This window comes from Winogradskyella sp. HB-48, from assembly GCF_049942685.1.
GTDB lineage: Bacteria > Bacteroidota > Bacteroidia > Flavobacteriales > Flavobacteriaceae > Winogradskyella.
The window spans coordinates 2,994,797-3,014,597 of the sequence record NZ_CP187934.1; the positions used below are offsets into that span (position 1 = coordinate 2,994,797).

General features: G+C 34.3%; 19 protein-coding genes. 6 read left to right on the plus strand and 13 right to left on the minus strand.

The window, feature by feature from the left end; translation table 11 throughout:
• Positions 1–28: 28 nt before the first annotated feature.
• Together ACPX19_RS13470 and ACPX19_RS13475 are read right to left on the minus strand one after the other, a co-directional pair.
• Complete coding sequence (locus ACPX19_RS13470) at positions 29–733, minus strand: esterase family protein (RefSeq protein WP_426430555.1); 705 nt, start codon at positions 731–733, stop codon at positions 29–31.
• A gap of 427 nt (positions 734–1,160) precedes the next feature.
• Positions 1,161–1,544, minus strand: coding sequence for a hypothetical protein (locus ACPX19_RS13475; RefSeq protein ID WP_426430556.1), 384 nt, complete (start codon positions 1,542–1,544; stop codon positions 1,161–1,163).
• A 270-nt stretch (positions 1,545–1,814) separates the two neighbouring features.
• Here ACPX19_RS13475 and fumC point away from each other — a divergent pair, with 270 nt between their 5' ends.
• Together fumC and hutI are read left to right on the plus strand one after the other, a co-directional pair.
• Entirely contained in the window at positions 1,815–3,212 is a 1,398-nt protein-coding gene (gene fumC / locus ACPX19_RS13480; RefSeq protein WP_426430557.1) for a class II fumarate hydratase, read from the plus strand.
• Between the two features lie 96 nt (positions 3,213–3,308).
• Positions 3,309–4,577, plus strand: a complete 1,269-nt coding sequence (gene hutI, locus ACPX19_RS13485; RefSeq protein ID WP_426430558.1) for an imidazolonepropionase — start codon at positions 3,309–3,311, stop codon at positions 4,575–4,577.
• A 26-nt stretch (positions 4,578–4,603) separates the two neighbouring features.
• On the opposite strand, the gene ACPX19_RS13490 is transcribed toward hutI, so the two are convergent.
• Positions 4,604–5,491 carry a chromosome partitioning protein ParA gene (locus tag ACPX19_RS13490; RefSeq protein ID WP_426430559.1) on the minus strand — a complete coding sequence of 296 codons (888 nt, stop codon included), beginning with the start codon at positions 5,489–5,491 and terminating at the stop codon, positions 4,604–4,606.
• Positions 5,492–5,602: 111 nt separating this feature from the next.
• Here ACPX19_RS13490 and ACPX19_RS13495 point away from each other — a divergent pair, with 111 nt between their 5' ends.
• Both ACPX19_RS13495 and ACPX19_RS13500 read left to right on the plus strand, forming a co-directional pair.
• Positions 5,603–6,616: a formimidoylglutamase gene (locus tag ACPX19_RS13495; RefSeq protein ID WP_426430560.1), complete on the plus strand. Its 1,014-nt coding sequence runs from the start codon at positions 5,603–5,605 to the stop codon at positions 6,614–6,616.
• Positions 6,606–7,070 carry a GNAT family N-acetyltransferase gene (locus tag ACPX19_RS13500; RefSeq protein WP_426430561.1) on the plus strand — a complete coding sequence of 155 codons (465 nt, stop codon included), beginning with the start codon at positions 6,606–6,608 and terminating at the stop codon, positions 7,068–7,070. The genes ACPX19_RS13495 and ACPX19_RS13500 overlap by 11 nt, the downstream gene beginning before the upstream one ends.
• Here the strand turns inward: ACPX19_RS13500 and ACPX19_RS13505 are convergent.
• The 10 genes from ACPX19_RS13505 to ACPX19_RS13550 form a co-directional block, all read right to left on the minus strand.
• The gene (locus tag ACPX19_RS13505; protein WP_426430562.1) at positions 7,067–8,722 is read right to left on the minus strand and encodes a SulP family inorganic anion transporter; all 1,656 of its coding nucleotides are present in this window, start codon (positions 8,720–8,722) and stop codon (positions 7,067–7,069) included. The genes ACPX19_RS13500 and ACPX19_RS13505 overlap by 4 nt on opposite strands.
• A 72-nt stretch (positions 8,723–8,794) precedes the next feature.
• Positions 8,795–9,286, minus strand: coding sequence for a lipocalin family protein (locus ACPX19_RS13510; protein WP_426430563.1), 492 nt, complete (start codon positions 9,284–9,286; stop codon positions 8,795–8,797).
• A gap of 3 nt (positions 9,287–9,289) precedes the next feature.
• Positions 9,290–10,984: a hypothetical protein gene (locus ACPX19_RS13515; protein WP_426430564.1), complete on the minus strand. Its 1,695-nt coding sequence runs from the start codon at positions 10,982–10,984 to the stop codon at positions 9,290–9,292.
• A 99-nt stretch (positions 10,985–11,083) separates the two neighbouring features.
• Entirely contained in the window at positions 11,084–11,632 is a 549-nt protein-coding gene (locus ACPX19_RS13520) for a hypothetical protein (protein WP_426430565.1), read from the minus strand.
• 41 nt (positions 11,633–11,673) lie between these two features.
• Positions 11,674–12,909, minus strand: coding sequence for a DUF6638 family protein (locus ACPX19_RS13525; RefSeq protein ID WP_426430566.1), 1,236 nt, complete (start codon positions 12,907–12,909; stop codon positions 11,674–11,676).
• A gap of 69 nt (positions 12,910–12,978) precedes the next feature.
• Positions 12,979–13,569, minus strand: coding sequence for an NUDIX domain-containing protein (locus tag ACPX19_RS13530; protein ID WP_426430567.1), 591 nt, complete (start codon positions 13,567–13,569; stop codon positions 12,979–12,981).
• A 69-nt stretch (positions 13,570–13,638) separates the two neighbouring features.
• Entirely contained in the window at positions 13,639–13,911 is a 273-nt protein-coding gene (locus ACPX19_RS13535) for a hypothetical protein (protein ID WP_426430568.1), read from the minus strand.
• Complete coding sequence (locus tag ACPX19_RS13540; protein ID WP_426430569.1) at positions 13,911–15,872, minus strand: AAA family ATPase; 1,962 nt, start codon at positions 15,870–15,872, stop codon at positions 13,911–13,913. Before ACPX19_RS13540 ends, ACPX19_RS13535 begins: the two co-directional genes overlap by 1 nt.
• Positions 15,873–15,959: 87 nt before the next feature.
• On the minus strand, positions 15,960–17,009 hold the full coding sequence (locus ACPX19_RS13545; RefSeq protein WP_426430570.1) for a hypothetical protein: 1,050 nt from the start codon (positions 17,007–17,009) through the stop codon (positions 15,960–15,962).
• A 79-nt stretch (positions 17,010–17,088) separates the two neighbouring features.
• Entirely contained in the window at positions 17,089–18,429 is a 1,341-nt protein-coding gene (locus tag ACPX19_RS13550; RefSeq protein WP_426430571.1) for a microtubule-binding protein, read from the minus strand.
• A 167-nt stretch (positions 18,430–18,596) separates the two neighbouring features.
• Between ACPX19_RS13550 and ACPX19_RS13555 the strand changes: the two genes are divergently transcribed.
• A complete protein-coding gene (locus ACPX19_RS13555; RefSeq protein ID WP_426430572.1) occupies positions 18,597–19,367 on the plus strand; it encodes an MBL fold metallo-hydrolase in 771 nt (256 codons plus the stop codon).
• Between the two features lie 206 nt (positions 19,368–19,573).
• On the plus strand, positions 19,574–19,798 hold the full coding sequence (locus tag ACPX19_RS13560) for a hypothetical protein (protein ID WP_426430573.1): 225 nt from the start codon (positions 19,574–19,576) through the stop codon (positions 19,796–19,798).
• Positions 19,799–19,801: the final 3 nt, after the last annotated feature.

Sequence of the window (19,801 nt, forward strand, 5' to 3'; positions counted from 1 at the left end):
CTTTCTAGAATTAGTTTAAAGTTGGTTATTACAATTTAGATAAATAATGTGGAAACATTTGGCACCAAATAGGCCAATCGTGCTCTGCCCATTTGCGCTCATCGTACCAAAACGGTATGTTTTTATCTGAGAGTATCTTAGCCATATGCTTATTAGCATCTAAACAAATGTCCCATTCTCCTACTCCAAGAACAATTTTCATATTCCATAACTCAGGATGATTGGCATTTGGCATATAGTCTACAGGATTATTAAAATACACATTATCATCGTAATAACCATCTAAAAAAGACTTAATATCAAAAGCACCACTCATACTAAACATATGGCTTACGCGATCTGGATGTCGAAAAGCAAAATTAGCGGCTTGATAACCACCAAAACTTGGTCCGGCAACAGCAACTTTATGAATGCCTTTATCATGGCAGATTTTGTTTACCAGCTCGTTTAAGATAAAAGTATCATACCACATATGGTTTTTCACCTTATCTGCTGGGTGAAGTTGTTTATTGTACCAACTCATATCATTGATGCTGTCCGGACAATAAATCTGAACCAGACCTTGCTCTAAAAACCATCTTGCAGATTCAATTAAGCCTCTATCCTTGCATTCATAATATTGTCCTCCAGTAGTTGGAAACAAAATAACGGGATAACCAGCGTGACCAAAAACAAGCATTTCTATATCCTTGCTTAGGGTTGGCGAATACCATTTAAAATACTCTTCTTTCAATTGTAAACTTTTAAAATTGATTAATTAATTTTTAGGTGACAAAATTAGAGTATAATCTTGAATATCAGTAAAAAAAGCATGGAATACCAGTGTATTTTCAATAATGTTATTAACTATATCGTTTTCGGGATAGAGAAGATCTTATGATTGAAGTAAAAACTTGGAAGTCAGTGCTAAATAAGCATTAAATAATTAGGAATTGAATGACATAAAAGCCAACTTAAAATAGATGGAAAGATTGAGGATAAATTTTGGATGGTGCTTATCGTGTTTGGCTATAGTTTCGTTGCGTGTTTCAGGAACTAATTTAATTAAACATTACAGGCAATAATTCATCACGAGGATTTTCCGATGAGAAAATTATGTATCAAGATTAAGCTAAAAAGACTTGTTTTTTAACTCAGTTCTTTGTTGGCAATAGTTTTTTTTATAATTTTTTAGCAACAATCTTTATAGGTTTTTTTAACCCACTATATTCCTCTTCAGTTAATAAAAAGTTGTCTTTATATTTTTCATAAGTTGTTATTGATATTTTCTTTTCGTAAGTAATTCCATCAACGATAAATTCACCTTTTTTAATGTCAAATATTTTGATAGCCTTTGGGTTAACTAGTTTTATGTCATTTAGATTATTCATTAACTTACCATTCACATAATAGACATTATTTATATCAATATTATCCTCATTTAAATTAATACTTTTTCCAGTATCGAAATATTCATTTTTTTCATTTATTTCTATAATTTTCACCTCCTGCGATATTGCGCTTGTTGTTACTGTTAATAGTAAAATTAAAATTGTTTTTTTCATAATATTCAGGTTTTAAATTATTGCCAACGGTTTATATAAGGTCATTTAATAATTGACTTTATCGGATGATACTGAATCACCTGTCTAATCGGCAGACAGGAGTTCAGCACAGGTAAGCAAGTTAGCAAGTTAGTTTTTTAAAATTAATAAGTCAATACGTAACTTCACGTATTTTTTGACGTCAAGATTCAATTAAAGAATTATGACATTCTTCAGTTTTTAAACCGTCAAAAACTGTAATTTTGCATAGCTTTTAAAAAACTAGACATCATGACATACAGAATAGAAAAAGATACCATGGGTGAGGTTAAAGTACCTGCAGATAAACTTTGGGGAGCACAAACCGAGCGTTCTCGTAATAACTTTAAAATTGGTGCGCCTGCCTCTATGCCTTTAGAAGTGGTTTATGGCTTTGCATACCTTAAAAAAGCAGCGGCTTATGCCAACTGTGATTTAGGCGTTTTAGACAAAAACAAGCGCGATCTTATTGCACAGGTTTGTGATGAGATTTTAGAAGGCAAGCACAATGATCAGTTTCCTTTAGTAATATGGCAAACGGGTTCTGGTACGCAAAGCAACATGAATGTTAATGAGGTGATTGCCAACAGAGCACACCAGATTGCGGGTAAAGTTATTGGCGAAGGAGATAAAACCATTCAACCAAACGATGATGTTAACAAATCGCAATCGTCAAACGACACTTTTCCTACTGGTATGCACATTGCTGCTTACAAAAAGGTTGTAGAAACGACCATCCCTGGTGTTATTCAGTTAAGAAACACGTTACATAACAAGGCTATTGTTTTTAAAGATGTCGTAAAAATAGGTCGTACCCATTTAATGGATGCAACACCTTTAACGTTAGGTCAGGAATTTTCTGGCTATGTGTCGCAATTAGATCATGGCTTAAAAGCCTTAGAAAATACATTATCACATTTAAGTGAATTGGCTTTAGGAGGAACTGCTGTAGGTACAGGATTAAACACACCTGAAGGATATGATGTATTAGTTGCAAAATATATTGCAGATTTTACGGAATTACCTTTCGTTACTGCACCAAACAAATTTGAAGCCTTAGCTGCACATGATGCCATTGTAGAAACACATGGAGCTTTAAAACAATTGGCTGTATCACTAAACAAAATAGCAAACGATATTAGAATGATGGCTTCTGGTCCTCGTTCTGGTATTGGTGAGATTATCATACCAGCGAATGAACCAGGAAGTTCTATTATGCCAGGAAAAGTAAATCCAACGCAATGCGAAGCCTTAACTATGGTTTGCGCACAAGTTATGGGCAATGATGTTGCTGTAACTGTTGGTGGCACTCAAGGGCATTATGAGCTTAATGTTTTTAAACCAATGATGGCAGCTAATATTCTTCAATCAGCACAACTCATTGGTGATGCTTGTGTAAGCTTTGAGGAAAACTGTGCAATTGGTATAGAGCCAAACCATGCTGTGATAAAACAGTTACTAAACAACTCTTTAATGTTAGTGACAGCTTTAAATACTAAAATTGGCTACTACAAAGCCGCTGAAATTGCTAATACAGCACATAAAAATGGAACTACTCTAAAAGAAGAAGCTATTAATTTGGGCTACGTCACTGCAGAAGACTATGACGAATGGGTAAAACCAGAAGATATGGTAGGTAGTCTTAAATAAGAATTTTTATTTTAAATAAATCTAAAAACGCTCATACTTATTATGAGCGTTTTTTTTTATCAAAAAAAATAGGCAACTTTACAAAAAAGCCAACCTATGTCCATTCTTATAAAAAACATAAAACAACTTGTACAAGTTCACGACTATAATGTAATGATAGTAAAAGGTAAAGACATGAAAACCCTTCCTATCTTAGAGAATGCTTACCTCTACATAGAACACGATACCATTATAGAATACGGTGAAATGGAATATTGTGAGGGCATTGAAGCCGAAACCATCATAGACGCTACTGGAAAAATCGTTTTACCTTCTTGGTGCGATTCACATACACATATTGTTTATGCTGGTAACAGGATATCCGAGTTTGTAGATAGGATAAATGGCTTAAGTTATGAAGAGATTGCCAATAAAGGTGGCGGGATTTTAAACTCAGCTAAGTTGCTTCAAGATACGTCCGAAGAAGATTTATATAATCAGTCAATCAAACGCATGGAAGACCTCATACGAATGGGAACTTGTGCTTTTGAAATTAAAACAGGTTATGGTCTTACTGTTGAAGCTGAATTAAAAATGCTTCGTGTTATTAAGCGCATAAAGCAAGAAAGTTTAGCTAAGATAACACCTACGCTTTTAGCTGCACATGCCATTCCTGCCGAATATAAAGACAATAAAGAAGCTTATATTAAACTCATAACTGACGAACTAATTCCTAAGGCTTCAAAATTAAATGTCAATCATTATGTGGATGTCTTTTGTGAGAAAGGTTATTTTGACCTTGAAGATACTGAAGCCATTCTAAAAGCTGCCAAAAAACATAATATGCGACCAAAGATTCATGTGAATCAGTTCAATATTCTTGGTGGTGTTGGTCTAGGTGTAAAATACAATGCTTTGTCTGTAGATCATCTTGAGGAATTAAACGACGATGATATAAAAGCTTTAAAAAAATCTGAGACTATGCCAGTTGCTTTACCTGGTTGTTCTTATTTTTTGAGTATTCCATACACTCCTGCTAGAAAAATTATTGATGCTGGTTTACCACTGGCAATTGCCACAGATTACAATCCTGGTTCTGCACCTAGTGGTAATATGAATTTTATTGTAAGTGCAGCTTGTGTAAAATTAAAAATGACACCAGAAGAAGCTATAAATGCAGCTACAATAAATGGTGCCTACGCCATGGGAATTAGTAGTATGTATGGAAGCATTACTAGAGGGAAAAAAGCAAACCTAATCATTACAAAGCCGCTTAGCGATTATAGTGAAATACCTTATGCTTTTGCTCATGATCCAGTTGAGCAAGTGATTATTAATGGGCAATTAAAGGATATAAAAAATCCGGAAGAAAACTTCCGGATTTAGCTATCAATCAATCAAACTTTGAATTCTTATTTCAGAGTAAACTCTGAAGTAGAAACCAATTCTTTATCATTAAAAACGTTTACTTGGTAACGTCCCTTCTCAAATTCTGAATCTTCAGGCTGAGCTATGTATTCGCAGATATTTAAGTTTCTGTTTTCGTAATTGAAACGGCTAATTAAACTGTAATTCAATACCTGATCTTCAAATTGTACTTGCGCATTGCTACCTAAAACATTATTCTTAGGATCTATTACCTGAACGTATAATTCTTTATCACCTGCTTCTGTTAAAGTGTTTTTGGCAACAGTAAAACAGATTTTAATTTTATCGCTTCGTCCTGCTCTTTCAGTTGGGATTTGTCTTCCGCTTCTACGCTCAATAACTCCCATACCTTTTAAACCAACAGTTTGTAAAGCAGCTGCATCTTTTACAACACTCGCCAACTCAGTATTTTGAACCAATAATGAATCTGTAAATACTGTACGCTCTGCTAATTGTACTTGTGTACTGTCTAAAGATGTTGCTAAATATTCGTTTTCCACTTTTAAACGATCGTTTTCAGCCAACAACTCGTCCATCTCTTCCTGTAATGCTAAGAACTTCTTTTTATATCTCCATAAAGAGTTTACACTGTTCTGAGATACTTTTAAAGAATCCATTAAACCTTGGATACGCTCTCTTGCTTCAATTAATTCTTGATCTTTAACCTCACTAGCCGCAATAGCTTCGTCATATTGCTTTGCCATATTACTAAGATCATTCATCACTTGTTGCTTTTCAGTAATAAGCTCTTTTTCAGTTTGTTTACCTTCAGAATAATATTTTGAGGCAAAAAAGGCTGAACCTAAAAATAGTACTAAAAGGATTCCTATTCCTACTTTAAGACCGGTGTTTGATTTTTGTGAACCTTCCATAAAAATTTGTGTTTAAGTAATTTGTTAATTCTTGTTTTATTAATCTAGTTTATAGGTCAGAATTTTTAAATAAAGCTGTACTTTTATTTTAATCTTTAATTAAACATCCAAATGCAAAATCTCGTATTATTCACTTCAAAAGATCGTGATACACTTTTAAAGCTTCGTAAAGGAGAATCAAAATTTGGAGAACTTGTTCAGTTAATACCTAACCTCACTAACATATACGATGACATTGTTAATTTAGATGTCGACTACGTTATTTTTGGTATTTCAGAAGATATTGGAGTATACGCAAATTACGGACAAACAGGCACTTACAGAGCTTGGGAGGCTAGTATAAAATTTTTGTTAAACATTCAAAATAACGCATATACCAAACCCAGCCGTGTTTTAATTTTAGGCCATTTAGAATATCCTGAGGCTAGAGAAATAGTAAATCAAAAACCATCAAAAAAAAATATTTCCAAAGCCAGAACCCTTGTTGAAGCCATAGATAAAGATGTGACCTATCTAGTCTCTTCAATTGTAAAAGCTGGCAAGATCCCTATTGTTATTGGAGGCGGACACAATAACGCTTATGGAAACATAAAAGGCTTAGCATTAGCAACTAATGATCGAGTCAACGTCGTTAACTTTGATGCACATACCGACTTTAGGGCCGAAGAAGGAAGGCATAGCGGAAATGGCTTTAGCTATACTTATGCTGAAGGTTTTTTGAAAAATTACTTCATTTTTGGTTTGCATGAAAACTACACTTCAGACAAACTCTTCAAGACACTAAATAAAGTAAAAGCTATAAAATACAACACTTACGAAGCATTAGAAGTTAGAAACGAATTAGACTACAATACTGAATTAGAACGTGGTCTTAGTCATGTGTCTTCTAAAGCTTTTGGTATAGAGATAGACTGTGATGCTATAGAAAATATACCAAGTAGTGCGGCTTCACCAAGCGGATTTAGTGTAAAACAAGCAAGAGAATTTGTTCATTACTTTGCAAAGCACGAAAACGCAAAATATTTACACATCTGTGAAGCTACTCCAACAAAAAAAACTGAGACAAAAGTAGGTAAACTCATCACCTATCTAATTACTGATTTTATTAGAGCTAATGGACATTAGAATTGTAGAATACAAGTCTGAATATGCTGAAAGTTTCTACGAATTAAATATTGAGTGGTTAAAAACCTTTTTCTATGTAGAACCTTTTGATGAGGAGGTATTGAGTCAACCAGAAAAATACATAATCAATAAAGGTGGTTATATTTTCTTTGCTCTAAAAGACGAAATTGTTGTTGGAACAGTAGCGCTTATGCCAACTGGTGAAGATGGTATTTTAGAATTGACTAAAATGGCTGTTTTGCCAGAAGTTCGTGGACAAAAAATAGGCCAGAAACTATTACAGTATTGCATTGACTTTGGAAAATCACATCAATTAAAAGCGCTTCTACTCTACTCTAGTACTAAATTAGAAAATGCTATTTATCTTTATAGAAAATATGGTTTCGAAGAGTTAAAACTAGAACCGAATAGCCCTTACAAACGTTCGGATATAAAGATGTTGCTAGAATTTTAAAGCTTAAAATGAGACTTTAAATAATCAAAAGCACCATTGATGTCATCAAAAATATGTGCTTCTGAGATTAAATCTGGAACAATGTCTATGGATACCAATTTGTCTTTTGGTTGTTCCTGTACTGCTGTCAACAATACCTGAACTCTGCGTTGTTCTAAATCTAAAACTGCATTTTCCAAGGCATATAATCCAGACTGGTCTATATAAGGAACACGGTCCATTCTTATTATTAACGCCTTAACTTTTTCTGGTATATTTTTTATTTCATCTTGAAAGTGTGATGTAAACCCAAAAAACAAAGGCCCATACAAGTGTTTGATGTAAACTTTATCTTTATAAGCTTCGTAAAATTCCTTTTCATCTTGCCATGGTTTCTCACCATCAAAACCAGCAATAGTACCAACTTCCATTCCTTTTTCACCAATGTCACTGGCGCGTTTCATAAATAATAACGACGCTAACAACAAACCTATACCTACTGCCTGGATTAAACTTCCAAAGGTTGTGATTAACAGCACAATAATTAAAACAACAGCATCTGCTCGTGGCACTCCTAATAAATGCTTTAATCCCTTTACATCAATGATTTTAAAAGCTATAGGAATTAATAAACCAGCTAAAACAGACAACGGAATAAAAGCTGCCAATTTACCTAAGCCCAATAATACAGCTAATAAAAACAGACCATGTACAGCTCCTGATAATCTTGTACGTCCACCTGAATTAATATTAATAACGGTTCCTTTTGTTGCACCCGCACCAGGAATACCGCCAAAAATGGCTGCAATAGCATTTCCTATACCTTGTCCTATTAGTTCTCTGTTACTATTATGCTTTGTCTTGGTCATATTATCAGCAATTACAGAGGTTAATAACGAATCTATAGAGCCTAAAACCGCTAAGACCAGAGCATATTCTAAGACTAATGCATAGGCACTCGCATCTATACTAAATAATCCTGAAACTTGTAGACTTGGTAAACCTGAGGGAATCTCACCAATAATTGGAACATCCCATTTTAAAAAATAACTGGCTACCGAAGCTAATATTAATGCTACTAAAGCACTAGGAATTGCCTTTGTAATATATGGAAAGACCAAATACACGACAACTGTAAATGTACCTAGAGCAACTGCTTGCCAGTTAAAATCAGTAAATAGTCTTGGTAAATCTTGCATGACCAACCATGTAGATTTTTCCGATCCTAGGCCAGCAAAAGGAAACAATTGAAGAATGATAATGATAAGACCAACACCGCTCATAAAACCAGAAACTACAGGATAAGGAAAGTACTTCACATAACCTGCAATATTAATTAGTCCAAAAATAATCTGAAAAATCCCTCCCAATAGAAACGTGAGAATTATTATAGGCATCGCAGCTTCTAAACTCCCTGTAATTTCAATAGCAGCTACAACCAATGCCGCTGAAACAACCGTCATAGGACCAGTTGGCCCACTTGCTTGAGTTGTTGTACCTCCAAAAATGGCAGCAAAAATACCAACAGCTATAGCTCCGTAAAGTCCTGCAATGGCACCTAAACCAGATTGTACTCCAAAGGCTAAAGCCAAAGGTAATGCAACTACACCAGCGACTAAACCACCTGTTAAATCGCCTTTTAAATTTTTAAAATCGTAGAAATTTGAACTCATTTGTTGGGTTTTATTTTGATTTTTAAAGATAAAACAACAGTTTCAGAATCTAAAAGTTTGGATTTAAAATGATCAATTATGATAATTTCTATCTTTAACTTCAACATGCTCAGGAACTAAATGGTCTTCAATTGTGCGTTCCTTGTTCCCGAATTGTTTATGTTTAAAGCTTACAATTAATAATGAATCTGAAAGTGTTGAAATTTTGAAAAACTTATAATCGTTTTCTTGATTGAGTAAGGTTTTTACCTTTTCACCTTTAATTTTAATGTAAGAACCGTTATCATTAGTATAGAAAGACCAATTTGCTTCCATTGATTCTCCACAGTCTTTATTTTGTGAATTATTATCCGTGGTAATACCATTGGCGTTATAAGTTACCCTATATGACAGGAAGCAATCTCCCATATTCATGCGATAACCATCATTGTAGCGCTTGGCTAGTTTCCAAGTTTTATTAGAATTGTTAGTTAATAATTCATTAGCATTTTCAGGAAGTTCAAATTTATCGGAAGAACAAGAGGTAATTACTAAAAATGTTAGAATAAAAATTATATATCTCATTTTTTAGTTACCTAATGTCTTTAGAGAATCTAACTGTCTTTCCAATGCTTTTATCTTTTCTGAATTGTCTTCTATCTTAGGGATAGTTTTAAGTGAGTCTATTTGCATCTGCATTAAATCCTCATCTTTTGGTTGTTCTTGGTAGTAATATCCTATTCCTTCACTAGATCTCCAGGCTTCATTCAATTGATTATATACTGTTTCGTCCCAAGTACTTGGATGCTTCACATCTATCCAAATCACATCGCGATATTCACTATCGATTAAGACTAAATCAGGTGTTGCAGAGCCATCAAACTGTTGTGCATTTTGCTCGCTTATTGAAGAAATTGTTCCTAAAAAGAACATACGCTTTCTGCCTGCAATATCCTTAATGTATGGTCTAAACTCTACTGGTGTACTGGCTTTCCAATCGTATTCTTTACGTGATTCTTTCACCTTTAGTGGCATAGCAGATACACCTGCATATCCTTGCTTTTTGGTTGCATGGTCGTAATAATACAACTTATCTGTACCATCTGCCGGCACAAACACACTATAGCTTAAACTGGTACGCTCTTCGCCTACTGGTTCCAAACCAAACCAATGATATAAGCCGCTATACGCATCAGAATTACTTCCTGCAAAGTCAAAATCTGTTACATAAGGTTGTTGGTTCTGATCTTTTGGCATCAGTGGAATCTTCACTGCAGTTTCCATATTCCATGGTAACGGGTCACTAAAACCTCCTAAAAACTTTAAAGATTCTGCTTGTAACTGCGACACACTTTCGGCTAAAGTGTTCTGTTTTTGTAAAAACTTATAATTCTTTATTTCGTCCGGACTCACAAATGTGCCTTTACCAATGGCAACACGCTCTATATAGTCATTAAAATCGTGCTCACCACTTTCAATAATCATTACACCGCCAAACGTTGGATATGAAAAAAAGAAGCCTTTCCATTTTATTAAGCTGACTACTTGTACCCAATTACCTTCATCATTTTTCATATAAAAGGTATCACTTGGCTCATAATTGAATAACATCCAAGGATTAAAACGTTGCACAACTGCGTTATAGGTATTTCTACTAAACTTTAAGGATTCACCTATTGAAAAAGTAACAGGTATTCTATTCTCATTAGAAAATCGAGGAAAAGGTGTTGTACTACTCACCGCAAAAACTTCTTCTGTATTATCGCTTATGCGCTGCATTATATATTTTTCACTTGGTTGAATAGCCATTGTCCATTTATTCTCTGTACCAATTCTTACCAAATGTGGAAGCGATACATCTTTAGTTTCACCTACACTTTCGTTTGCCATTGAAAATATGTTTCGCAAAGGTTGAATACGCTCATTCTGCGTTAGTGGCAATTCATCTATTTCTACTTTATTGAGATTGTTGAAGACATTGTAGGTTTTCATGTAATCGTACAAACCTTGATTCCAACCTAAAAAATAAAGCAACCCAAAAAACACGATTAACAAACCTAAAATTCCTAAGCGACTACCTGTACTGGCTGTTTTTCTAAATTTTCTTAAACCAAGCACCAAGACTAGCGTGCTTACAAGGATTATAAAAATATACTTTCTTATGAATAATAAAAATGGCTGGTAATCGTCCCTAAAGAAGAACAATAAAATAAGCAGTAACAAACCAAGAAATATGGTTATTCGTTTTTGCTTTGCGCCTTTATTCCAATAGTTTTTTATCATGATATGTTTTTGTGATTCTCAACTTGTTTCAGATTCTATTTGTTTCTTACTTAATCTTAATAATGAGATCCTGAAACAAGTTCAGGATGACATCCTGTGCTACATGAGACCCTTGTCTTTCAAGCGGTCACGGGCTGATTTCTGTTCTACTTTAGATTCTGGCTCTTTTGTAATTTCTTTTTTTGCTTCTTCTATAGCTTTATTGTCCCTGTTCTTTATATCTTCAATAAAGTCTTTTCCTTTTTCTACTGCATCACCTACTAAATCTCCAATTGAATCACTTTTTTTCTCTACGACTTCTGTAGTTTTAATTACAAAATTGGCAAGATATGTACCAATCAAAGTTCCTGTTGCAAATGTTGCAAAGCCAGATAATGCAAAGTAATTTGAAAAGATTTCTATTGGTGTTAAAAACTGTAAAACCAACCCTATTATTAATAATGTAATGACTACAAAAAGTAATCTTGGTATAAATGGTTGCTTGTATATAAAACCTTTTGGATTATTAGCTTCCATTTGTAATTCTTTGCTATTCATTATTTTATTAATGAAACGATATGCACCATTTCCGTTAGACTCTCTCCAATACAGAAAGATACCAAATAGTATTGCTGAAACGAAAATGATAATGTCCATTCCTAATCCCATAATATTCTTTTTAAGGTTCCTATAAAATTAGTCTAAAAAACTTAAATATTGTTACTTATCGTCTCAATCACCCAATCCTGAAAGGAAGCATCCCAAGTCTCATAATTCTTATAAAACAGTTCTTTATCGTACCAATACAAGAATAACACATCTTTTGGAGCAATGTTGATTAACAACTTATGAATTAAATCGCGATGCTCAGCCGACAAAGATGAATGTGGTTGATGTAACGCAAAATACATTGACTGATCTACCATATCTTCAATTTTGTAAGCGTTACTACGTTCTAATTTTTCTAAATACAACTCAACTCCCATTACTTGTTTTCGAGCTGATATATCTATCTTATTTAGGTAGCTTTTAAAAAGTGCTTTACTATTAAGTATCTCTTTTATAGGATGCTCTGCTTCCTTTAGCTTGCTGAATAATTCAAACTTTTTAATACGATCGTAATTTGGAGTTGTTACCATGTACTCTAAATCGCACTCAATGATGATATGGCTTTTTAGCTTTTCAATCAGTTCTGGTTGTTCTATGTGATAAATCAATACATCAAGAACGGTATCTTTTATAGCTTCTTTGTAAGAGTCCTTATCTTCGAAAACCACAATGGTCTGGATAAAATCTCGTAACAAATACACACCACCAAAGGCACGCGTATAAAACGAACCTGTGGTATAATGCAACGCATGAAGATTTAAATCTCTTTCACGCAAATCTCCATAAGTCTTAGCGGAATCTAGCAGTTCTTTATGGATGTTTTCGTCTATAAAATTATTACCTGTTCTAAATTTATCTACAAGTCGAAGTTGCTCTTTTTGCTTATGCTCAAGATTATCTATAAGCCTAAAACTAATGCTTACATCATCGTATTTTAAAACATCCAAAGGCTCATAAAAGACATCGATATCCTGATCAAAATCTATACATATGGCTGAGTCTCTAGTAATATCATTAATCTTACTACCATGAGTCCTAAAAATGCGTTGCATCATCTCTCTGTCAAAAGAGTGAAAGGGCAAATATACAGGCTTTCCTTTTTGTAAAGGTGAAATGATAATACCATGAGGATTTGCACCTCCATGATTGAGATAATGTACATCGTTCTTTTCCTCTGCCACTTCAGGACTCCAGCCGATACCATCTATAGAAAAAGATTTGAGCTTGGTTTCTTTAAAACCAAGTGTTTTTAAACATTTATTGTAGCGCTCTACCAGCTTACCACTTACTGGTATAAGTTCGCTTCTGTATAGATTTGCTTGTTTAAGTTTGTTCATTTTATTGCCGCCTTTCAACTACGCTCAAGATGAACTTAAGCGCTAATCTTTGTTTTTTGAGATTCCTGCCTACGCAGGAATTAGTTTATTTATCTGTGCATGCTGCAACAACATAATAGTTTTTGCATCGATTATATTTCCATTTTCCATCATCTCAATGGCTTTTGTAAATGGTATTTCTAAAATCTCTATGTCTTCATTTTCGGTATCTAAACCACCTCCTGCATTGATTTTCATCTTATCAGTATATTCTCCAACAAAACACGAAAAGCGTTCTGTACTACCACCAGGTGTTGCAAAAGCACTATAAACCATTTTAAGTTCAGGAATCTTATATCCTGTTTCTTCTATCAGTTCTCTTTTCATGGCTTCTTCTGCTGAAGTATCATCATTGTCTAACATTCCTGCTGGCACTTCTAATAGAAACCCATGTTCTACTCCATTCATGTAAGCAGGTAAACGAAATTGCTTTACTAAAATGACCGTTTGCTTTTCAACACTATATAACAACGCTGCTGCTGCATTACCTCGCTCTAAAACTTCCCAAGTATTTTCAACCCAATTTCCATTTTTTAATTGATAATTAAATTTTATCTGGGATAAAGTAAAGTATTTATCTGATAGAATGGTACGGTCAATATTTTTGATGCGCTTAGTCATAAAACATTACAGTAAAAACTTTACAAAACTATGATTTGTGCGTATTGCAATAGAAAATGTTTTTGATCTTTAAGAATTTAAAATAATTATATACAGATAGATTGGGATAAATAAAGTACCTATTATATTTTGTGTCTTTCTATTTTTGATAAGGAGTTGAATTAAAACATCAATAACTAAAGCTGATGTAATTAATGCACCAACTAATACCAAAGCAACAACTCCATATCCATCCCCTTTTGATAAAACCTCCCATTTCATTAATGCATAAACTATTAAAAATAAATAGCCTGTAATCACAGAAGCGTTTAAAACAGTTAAAGTATATTTAAATTTAGACATTATTCTCTCTTTTCAAACCTTCCCCTAGCTTCCGTTTCTATATTTAATTGATCGATTCTAGCATCTACCTTACGTTTAAAATCGGTATCTGCAATAGTCGCCACATTATCCAAGTAACGTACCACCTCTTGTCGTCTAATGTCACTAAAATCGAGACCTTTCATGTTGGCACGCATCAACTCTTGAAGCATTCCGAATTTGGTTTCATAATCTTTTTTGAAATAGACTTCTGGATTATTAAACCAATCGTCTTCTAAATCGAAATCGGTTAGGCGTAAAGACACTGCTTTTTGAATGTTTCGCACATCACGAGATGAAAAGAATGGAAAAATTTTCTGAATTTCTGTGTATAAATGTGCATAGAACATATGCTCATTGTCCTTATATTTTCTTGACACCTTATCGAAGGCGTCTAAAACACGTTCTTCAGTTGGCTTATCTATCTTCTCCAAGATTTCGCCTAAATTCTTCGCTACTTTCTGTGCATCAAGATAATTATAATCACTAGGGTTGCTCATATTGATGAAGTCTGGCATGGTGTCTTCTAACTTTTTCCACCATAGATAATCCTGATCCACAAAGTCCTTTTCATTACGCGCACCATCAATTTTAAATCGTCCTTGCACACGTGAAATCACGGCCTTATCCAACATTTCTGGCAAGTTGGTAAACAAGCCAATAGAACTGTTACCATAATTAACAGCATAAGCACCTTCGGTATATCTAAGAAATACACCTATCACTTCCTTAACACCAGCCGAAACCCCTTGTGTGGTACGCTCTTGTAGATTATTCTCGGCATCGTCAATTGGTGCAAAAATGAGTCGGGTTGGATCTTGCAACGGTTTCATCCATTCTACCATTTTTTCAGCAGAACCACCCTGAAAGGTCGAAATCAAAGTGTCTGGCATTGGATGAAATAAGAATGGAATATTTAAGTTTTCGCTATGTTCTTTTAATCGTGTTGCAATAGCTGCGATAAGCATACTTTTTCCTGTACCTGGAATTCCGTAACCCATAAATACTGGCATAAAACCACCCAATTCTTGAAATGGATTCTTTTTTGCTTCAAAATCGTAGCTCAATAGACGTTCAGTTAAACGTCTGGCAAAGTGTTTAGCATCCTTATTTCCAACGATTTGTTCAAACTGTACTTTATTAAATTCTACACTAACCGCTGTACCAGCAAATACATTATTCCAGCCATCAATAGTAAAGTCTGAATTTTCTAACTTAAACGAGCGGTCTTCAATCGTATCTGTATATTCTAAATTACTTTTTCTAAGTTGGATTTCGTCAATAAGGGCTTCAAAATAAACCACTGTAAAATCGATAACATCTTTATCTGATTTGATGATATCCGGATGTCCTAAATACTTATCATAATAAAACAACTGACACGATATCCCTTTTAAAGGCGATAAAAACGATACTTCAGGAATACCTGCAAACTTCTGTTTCATTACTGACAAATCATCTGAAGCATATGGTTTTAAATCGTGTAAAATTTTATACGCTGTGGCAAATAGCATAAAAGCTGTTGCTGTTAGCATTTTACTTTCGTACTCACGTTTTCCTGAACCATCTAAGGCCGACCTATTTTCGATTAACGATGACAAACCTGAAGCGTCATAGTAACTATCCTTAATCCAGATCCCGAGCGTGATGCCTTCTTGAACGGCATATAACGACTGGTTAAGATAAATAGGTATGGCGACTGACTCGGGTAATAAACGCTTTTTTAAACTTAAAATGGTTTTTGAAACTGAGGTTACAGAAACATTACTGCCATTGTTAGCACGCGATAGATACAACAAAATGGATTCGTCCTTACCATTGTTGTCTCTATTTTTTGCACGCTGACTTTGCTCCCATTGAATAGATTTTAAGTAAGACGTTGCTTCATCACGAAGCATATCGAGTTCATTTTGCTTTATAGGGAATGTTGAGTTGTGTTGCATTCTTATAATTTTTCGTCATTGCGAACAAAGTGAAGCAATCTTTTTAATTGAAAAGATAACCACGTCACCCTGTTCCTCGTTATGACGTTACTTTTTATCAATTTTTAAGTCAGAAACCTGCACTGGTGGAATTGCTAAATCGTTCATGATTTCTGGTGTTTTGTTATATAATAACTGTATGATTCTATGTGGTGCAAAAACATATCTTTGCCTAAATGGACTTGCCCACCTTTGAAAAATCTGCTTACTAAAAAAATTTCCTTCTTTAAATTCGCTCTGTGACTTCAATTCATCCACTTTAAATGAAATAACATAAGACTCTAGTGGTATTGTTTTTTTGGCAATACCATCTAAGATGGCGTGCGTTATTTCGTTTTCGTCTTTTGCAAATACGTTATGGATTGGTCCTAAATCTATTCGCTTAATGAGCTTGGGCAACACTTTTGGCAAACGCTTGTCTATAGCGTAGGCCATGGTGTCTAGATTCATTTCGCGATCAGACGTATTTTTTAATACCAAATAGATTTCATCTTTATAGGCTTGCACATCTCTTCCGTCATAGTTAAAATACATATAACAGATAAAGGGTCTATTATGGGTAACATCATAAAAACTCCAACTTACCAAATGCTCTGCAGGTGAAGCCTCTGGTGCAATGATTATCTTACCTTGTACAAATCGGTTAAATATGTATTCCTTTCTCGCCGATGTATAATAAACAATGGATGCTGCCTGGAACAATTTACGTTTGGATATTGGTTTTTTCTTTCTAAGTAGTGTATCTAGAAACTCGTCTTTTAACACTTCAATATCCGTAAGCTTTGTTAAAAATTCCTCCCGCAATTCGAGATCATTAAATAGATACCTGAATTCTAAATAATTTGGAAAACTAGAATCCGTGAGATCTACTTTCATGTTTTCCTCCTCGTCATACATGTATTTTACACGCATGGCTTCGATAGAATACAATAGCAAATCTGTATACTGCTTAAAAAGCAATATTTCTTGTTGATTTAATATTTGTTTAGCCTGAACTGCCGTAATAAGCTCTTTCAGTGTGAAATCTATCAATTTATGATAGAACACATACTGTTCTTTAGAATCTAATACAGCTGAATCTAAGGGGGTTACAATCATCTTTGAGTTTTCAGTTTACAGTAACCAGTATTCAGTTAGTTTTTAACTTTCACTGAATACTAGTAACTGAAGACATGATTTACCCAAGTAAATCATCTTCATTAGCTTCTGGTTTTGGTTCACCTGCTGGTTCACCATCACCTGAAGGTGCATTAGGATCTGCGCTATAGTATTCATCAAAGATTTCCTTCATATCAATACCATAACGGTCAGCAAAGTTTTTCTGAATTTCGGCATCTTTAGATCTAATATCCTTTAGTGCCTCTGCATAGCTACCATAAATACCTTGCATTACTTTTTCGTGTACAGGAATGTTATCCATCATTTCCTGACGTGCTTTGGCACTTGCGGTATGCATAGCTGCTAGAGTTTCACCAATATGCTCATCGGTCTTAACCCCTAAATGCTCTAATATCGCAGCAAACTCCTGATCTGTACGCGCCTTTAAAGCCACCACGTATCCATCGTAATATTTTAAACGTTCATCAGTATCCGATTTTAATTTAGCACGATGGGTTTGTAAGTTACTACGTAAAGAGGTTAGAACCTTAATGGTTAAGTTGTGCTTGTGTACAAAACTATCCTTGGAAGCCGCTAAAGTGGTATATGCATTTTTAAGACCTTCCAATTCTTCCACCTTTTGCTCTAATTGAGTTACTTTTTCTAGAGCTTCTGAGTATTCAGGAGATTGCTTGTCGGCCACTTCTTCTAAGGCTTGTCTGGCTTGCTTTAACAAAGCATACTGCTCTTCAAGTTTAGCTTCAACTTCCTCCTTCTTTTGAAGTGCTTTGGTGTGGTTGTTGCTTGCCTCTACGATGGCAGATTTTAAGCTCTCTTCTACCTCTTTGATTTCGAGCTCTCTGTCCTTAAGTCGTTTGATTGCTGCCTGACTTTTAAATGACAATTCATTTAATAAGGTCTGTACATCAGCCGTTTCTATACGCTGCTGAAACATAGCTTTGGCCTTGTTATCCGCACCATCACGTTGCTTTTGTGCTGAAGCTAATTCGTCCTCAGCTTTTTTGATTTTAGATTTTCTTCCCCAAAGGTTATTCCACCAAGTATCTGGTTTTGCTTTAGCATCTTCTAGCTCAACCTTAGCGCGCTCTAATCGTTTAACCGCATCGTCAATGATTTTTTGCTCAGCGTCATTTAAAGCCGAAAAGCCTTCAAACATGATACCAACTTCATCTTGATAATCCGTTAAATCCTTTATGGCATCAAGAAGCGTTGTTCGGTCTTTCTCAGCCATATCCACAACATTATCAAGAGTTGCATTTAATATTTTCTGACGACTTTCCGGATCATCTTCCTGTGCCAATTTAGACTTCATTTGGTCTATGGCCTTGCCCCAGTTTACATCTACTTTCTCAGGTTTCTCCTGTGAGTTGGTTTCTAATAAATCAAAATCATCAGACATGTGGTATCGTATTATTTAGTTGAACAAATTTTAGGATAAGCAATTTCGGTAATTTTTTAAGACTACAAAAACTTTAACCTCAAATAATAGGTAGCATATGTTATAAAAATGTTACATAATTTCAGTTACCGTTATTTGTTGAATATCTTTATAAAAAATCAACACTTATGAGACTTACAAAAATTACACTATTTGCAACTTTGTTACTTACGATTTTAGGCTGTAAAAACGAAAAAAAGGAAACTGAACTGGCTACCAACACTACACAGAAAGAAATTGAAGAAAACATTAAAGTTATTCCCATTACACATGGTACACTTGTGCTAGAATCTAGCTCTGAAGTTATTTACGTAGACCCTACTGGTGGTTCTGAAGCTTTTGAAGGTCAAAAATCTCCAACTTTAGTTTTAATTACGGATATACACGGAGATCATTTAAGCACTTCTACATTAGAAGCGTTAAAGCTAAATAATATAACTATCATTGCTCCAAAAGCGGTTACTGATAAAATACCAAGCACGGTAAGTAACAACATTATTACACTTAATAATGGTGAAACTTTAGAACACAATGGTATTAACATTGAAGCAATACCTATGTACAACCTAAGAGAGGAAGCGCTAAAATTCCACACTAAAGGAAGAGGGAATGGCTATGTGTTGAACATCAACAATGAACGCATATATATCTCTGGTGATACGGAAGATATTCCTGAAATGCGTAATTTAAAAAATATCGACAAGGCGTTTGTGTGTATGAACCTACCCTACACCATGCCAGTTGAAAGTGCTGCGAGTGCTGTTCTAGAATTTAAACCAAAAAAGGTCTATCCTTATCATTATAGAGGTACTGATGGTTTAAGTGATGTCAATTTGTTTAAGAAAATTGTTAATGAAAAAAACAATTCCGTTGAAGTACAATTGTTAGACTGGTATTAGTTTCATAAAAGTGTTAAATTTTTAAATTGTTAACAACTTCGTAAAAGTTGAATTTCACCCGAAAACACTACTTTTAATCGGATATTTAATCCATTTTAACGATGAGTATGTTTATAACAAAACTGTAAATTCTTTAAAATTAAGTATTTGGAAAAGCATTTTTTTCTATATTAGCTCCATAGAACCCAAATCTAATCGTATAAACCATGCATAACAAATTGCTTTCCAAATCTTTATTAGTGACTACGACACAACTTACAATGATTCTTATTGCAGTAGCCTCTATATTCCTTGTTTTCATAATTATAGCTATAATTAAGATGTACAAATTAAAAGCAGAGAATAAGAAACTAATGGAAACCAATGCATTTAAGGATGTTGACGAATCTTACAAAGATTTTACGAGCGGACACCTTTATGGTGATAATTAAGTT

Coding starts and splice junctions, on each gene's coding strand:
- ACPX19_RS13475 (WP_426430556.1), bottom strand. CDS start 1,544: ATGAAAAAAACAATTTTAATTTTACTATTAACAGTAACAACAAGCGCA.
- fumC (WP_426430557.1), top strand. CDS start 1,815: ATGACATACAGAATAGAAAAAGATACCATGGGTGAGGTTAAAGTACCT.
- hutI (WP_426430558.1), top strand. CDS start 3,309: ATGTCCATTCTTATAAAAAACATAAAACAACTTGTACAAGTTCACGAC.
- ACPX19_RS13490 (WP_426430559.1), bottom strand. CDS start 5,491: ATGGAAGGTTCACAAAAATCAAACACCGGTCTTAAAGTAGGAATAGGA.
- ACPX19_RS13495 (WP_426430560.1), top strand. CDS start 5,603: ATGCAAAATCTCGTATTATTCACTTCAAAAGATCGTGATACACTTTTA.
- ACPX19_RS13500 (WP_426430561.1), top strand. CDS start 6,606: ATGGACATTAGAATTGTAGAATACAAGTCTGAATATGCTGAAAGTTTC.
- ACPX19_RS13505 (WP_426430562.1), bottom strand. CDS start 8,722: ATGAGTTCAAATTTCTACGATTTTAAAAATTTAAAAGGCGATTTAACA.
- ACPX19_RS13510 (WP_426430563.1), bottom strand. CDS start 9,286: ATGAGATATATAATTTTTATTCTAACATTTTTAGTAATTACCTCTTGT.
- ACPX19_RS13515 (WP_426430564.1), bottom strand. CDS start 10,984: ATGATAAAAAACTATTGGAATAAAGGCGCAAAGCAAAAACGAATAACC.
- ACPX19_RS13520 (WP_426430565.1), bottom strand. CDS start 11,632: ATGGGATTAGGAATGGACATTATCATTTTCGTTTCAGCAATACTATTT.
- ACPX19_RS13525 (WP_426430566.1), bottom strand. CDS start 12,909: ATGAACAAACTTAAACAAGCAAATCTATACAGAAGCGAACTTATACCA.
- ACPX19_RS13530 (WP_426430567.1), bottom strand. CDS start 13,569: ATGACTAAGCGCATCAAAAATATTGACCGTACCATTCTATCAGATAAA.
- ACPX19_RS13535 (WP_426430568.1), bottom strand. CDS start 13,911: ATGTCTAAATTTAAATATACTTTAACTGTTTTAAACGCTTCTGTGATT.
- ACPX19_RS13540 (WP_426430569.1), bottom strand. CDS start 15,872: ATGCAACACAACTCAACATTCCCTATAAAGCAAAATGAACTCGATATG.
- ACPX19_RS13545 (WP_426430570.1), bottom strand. CDS start 17,009: ATGATTGTAACCCCCTTAGATTCAGCTGTATTAGATTCTAAAGAACAG.
- ACPX19_RS13550 (WP_426430571.1), bottom strand. CDS start 18,429: ATGTCTGATGATTTTGATTTATTAGAAACCAACTCACAGGAGAAACCT.
- ACPX19_RS13555 (WP_426430572.1), top strand. CDS start 18,597: ATGAGACTTACAAAAATTACACTATTTGCAACTTTGTTACTTACGATT.
- ACPX19_RS13560 (WP_426430573.1), top strand. CDS start 19,574: ATGCATAACAAATTGCTTTCCAAATCTTTATTAGTGACTACGACACAA.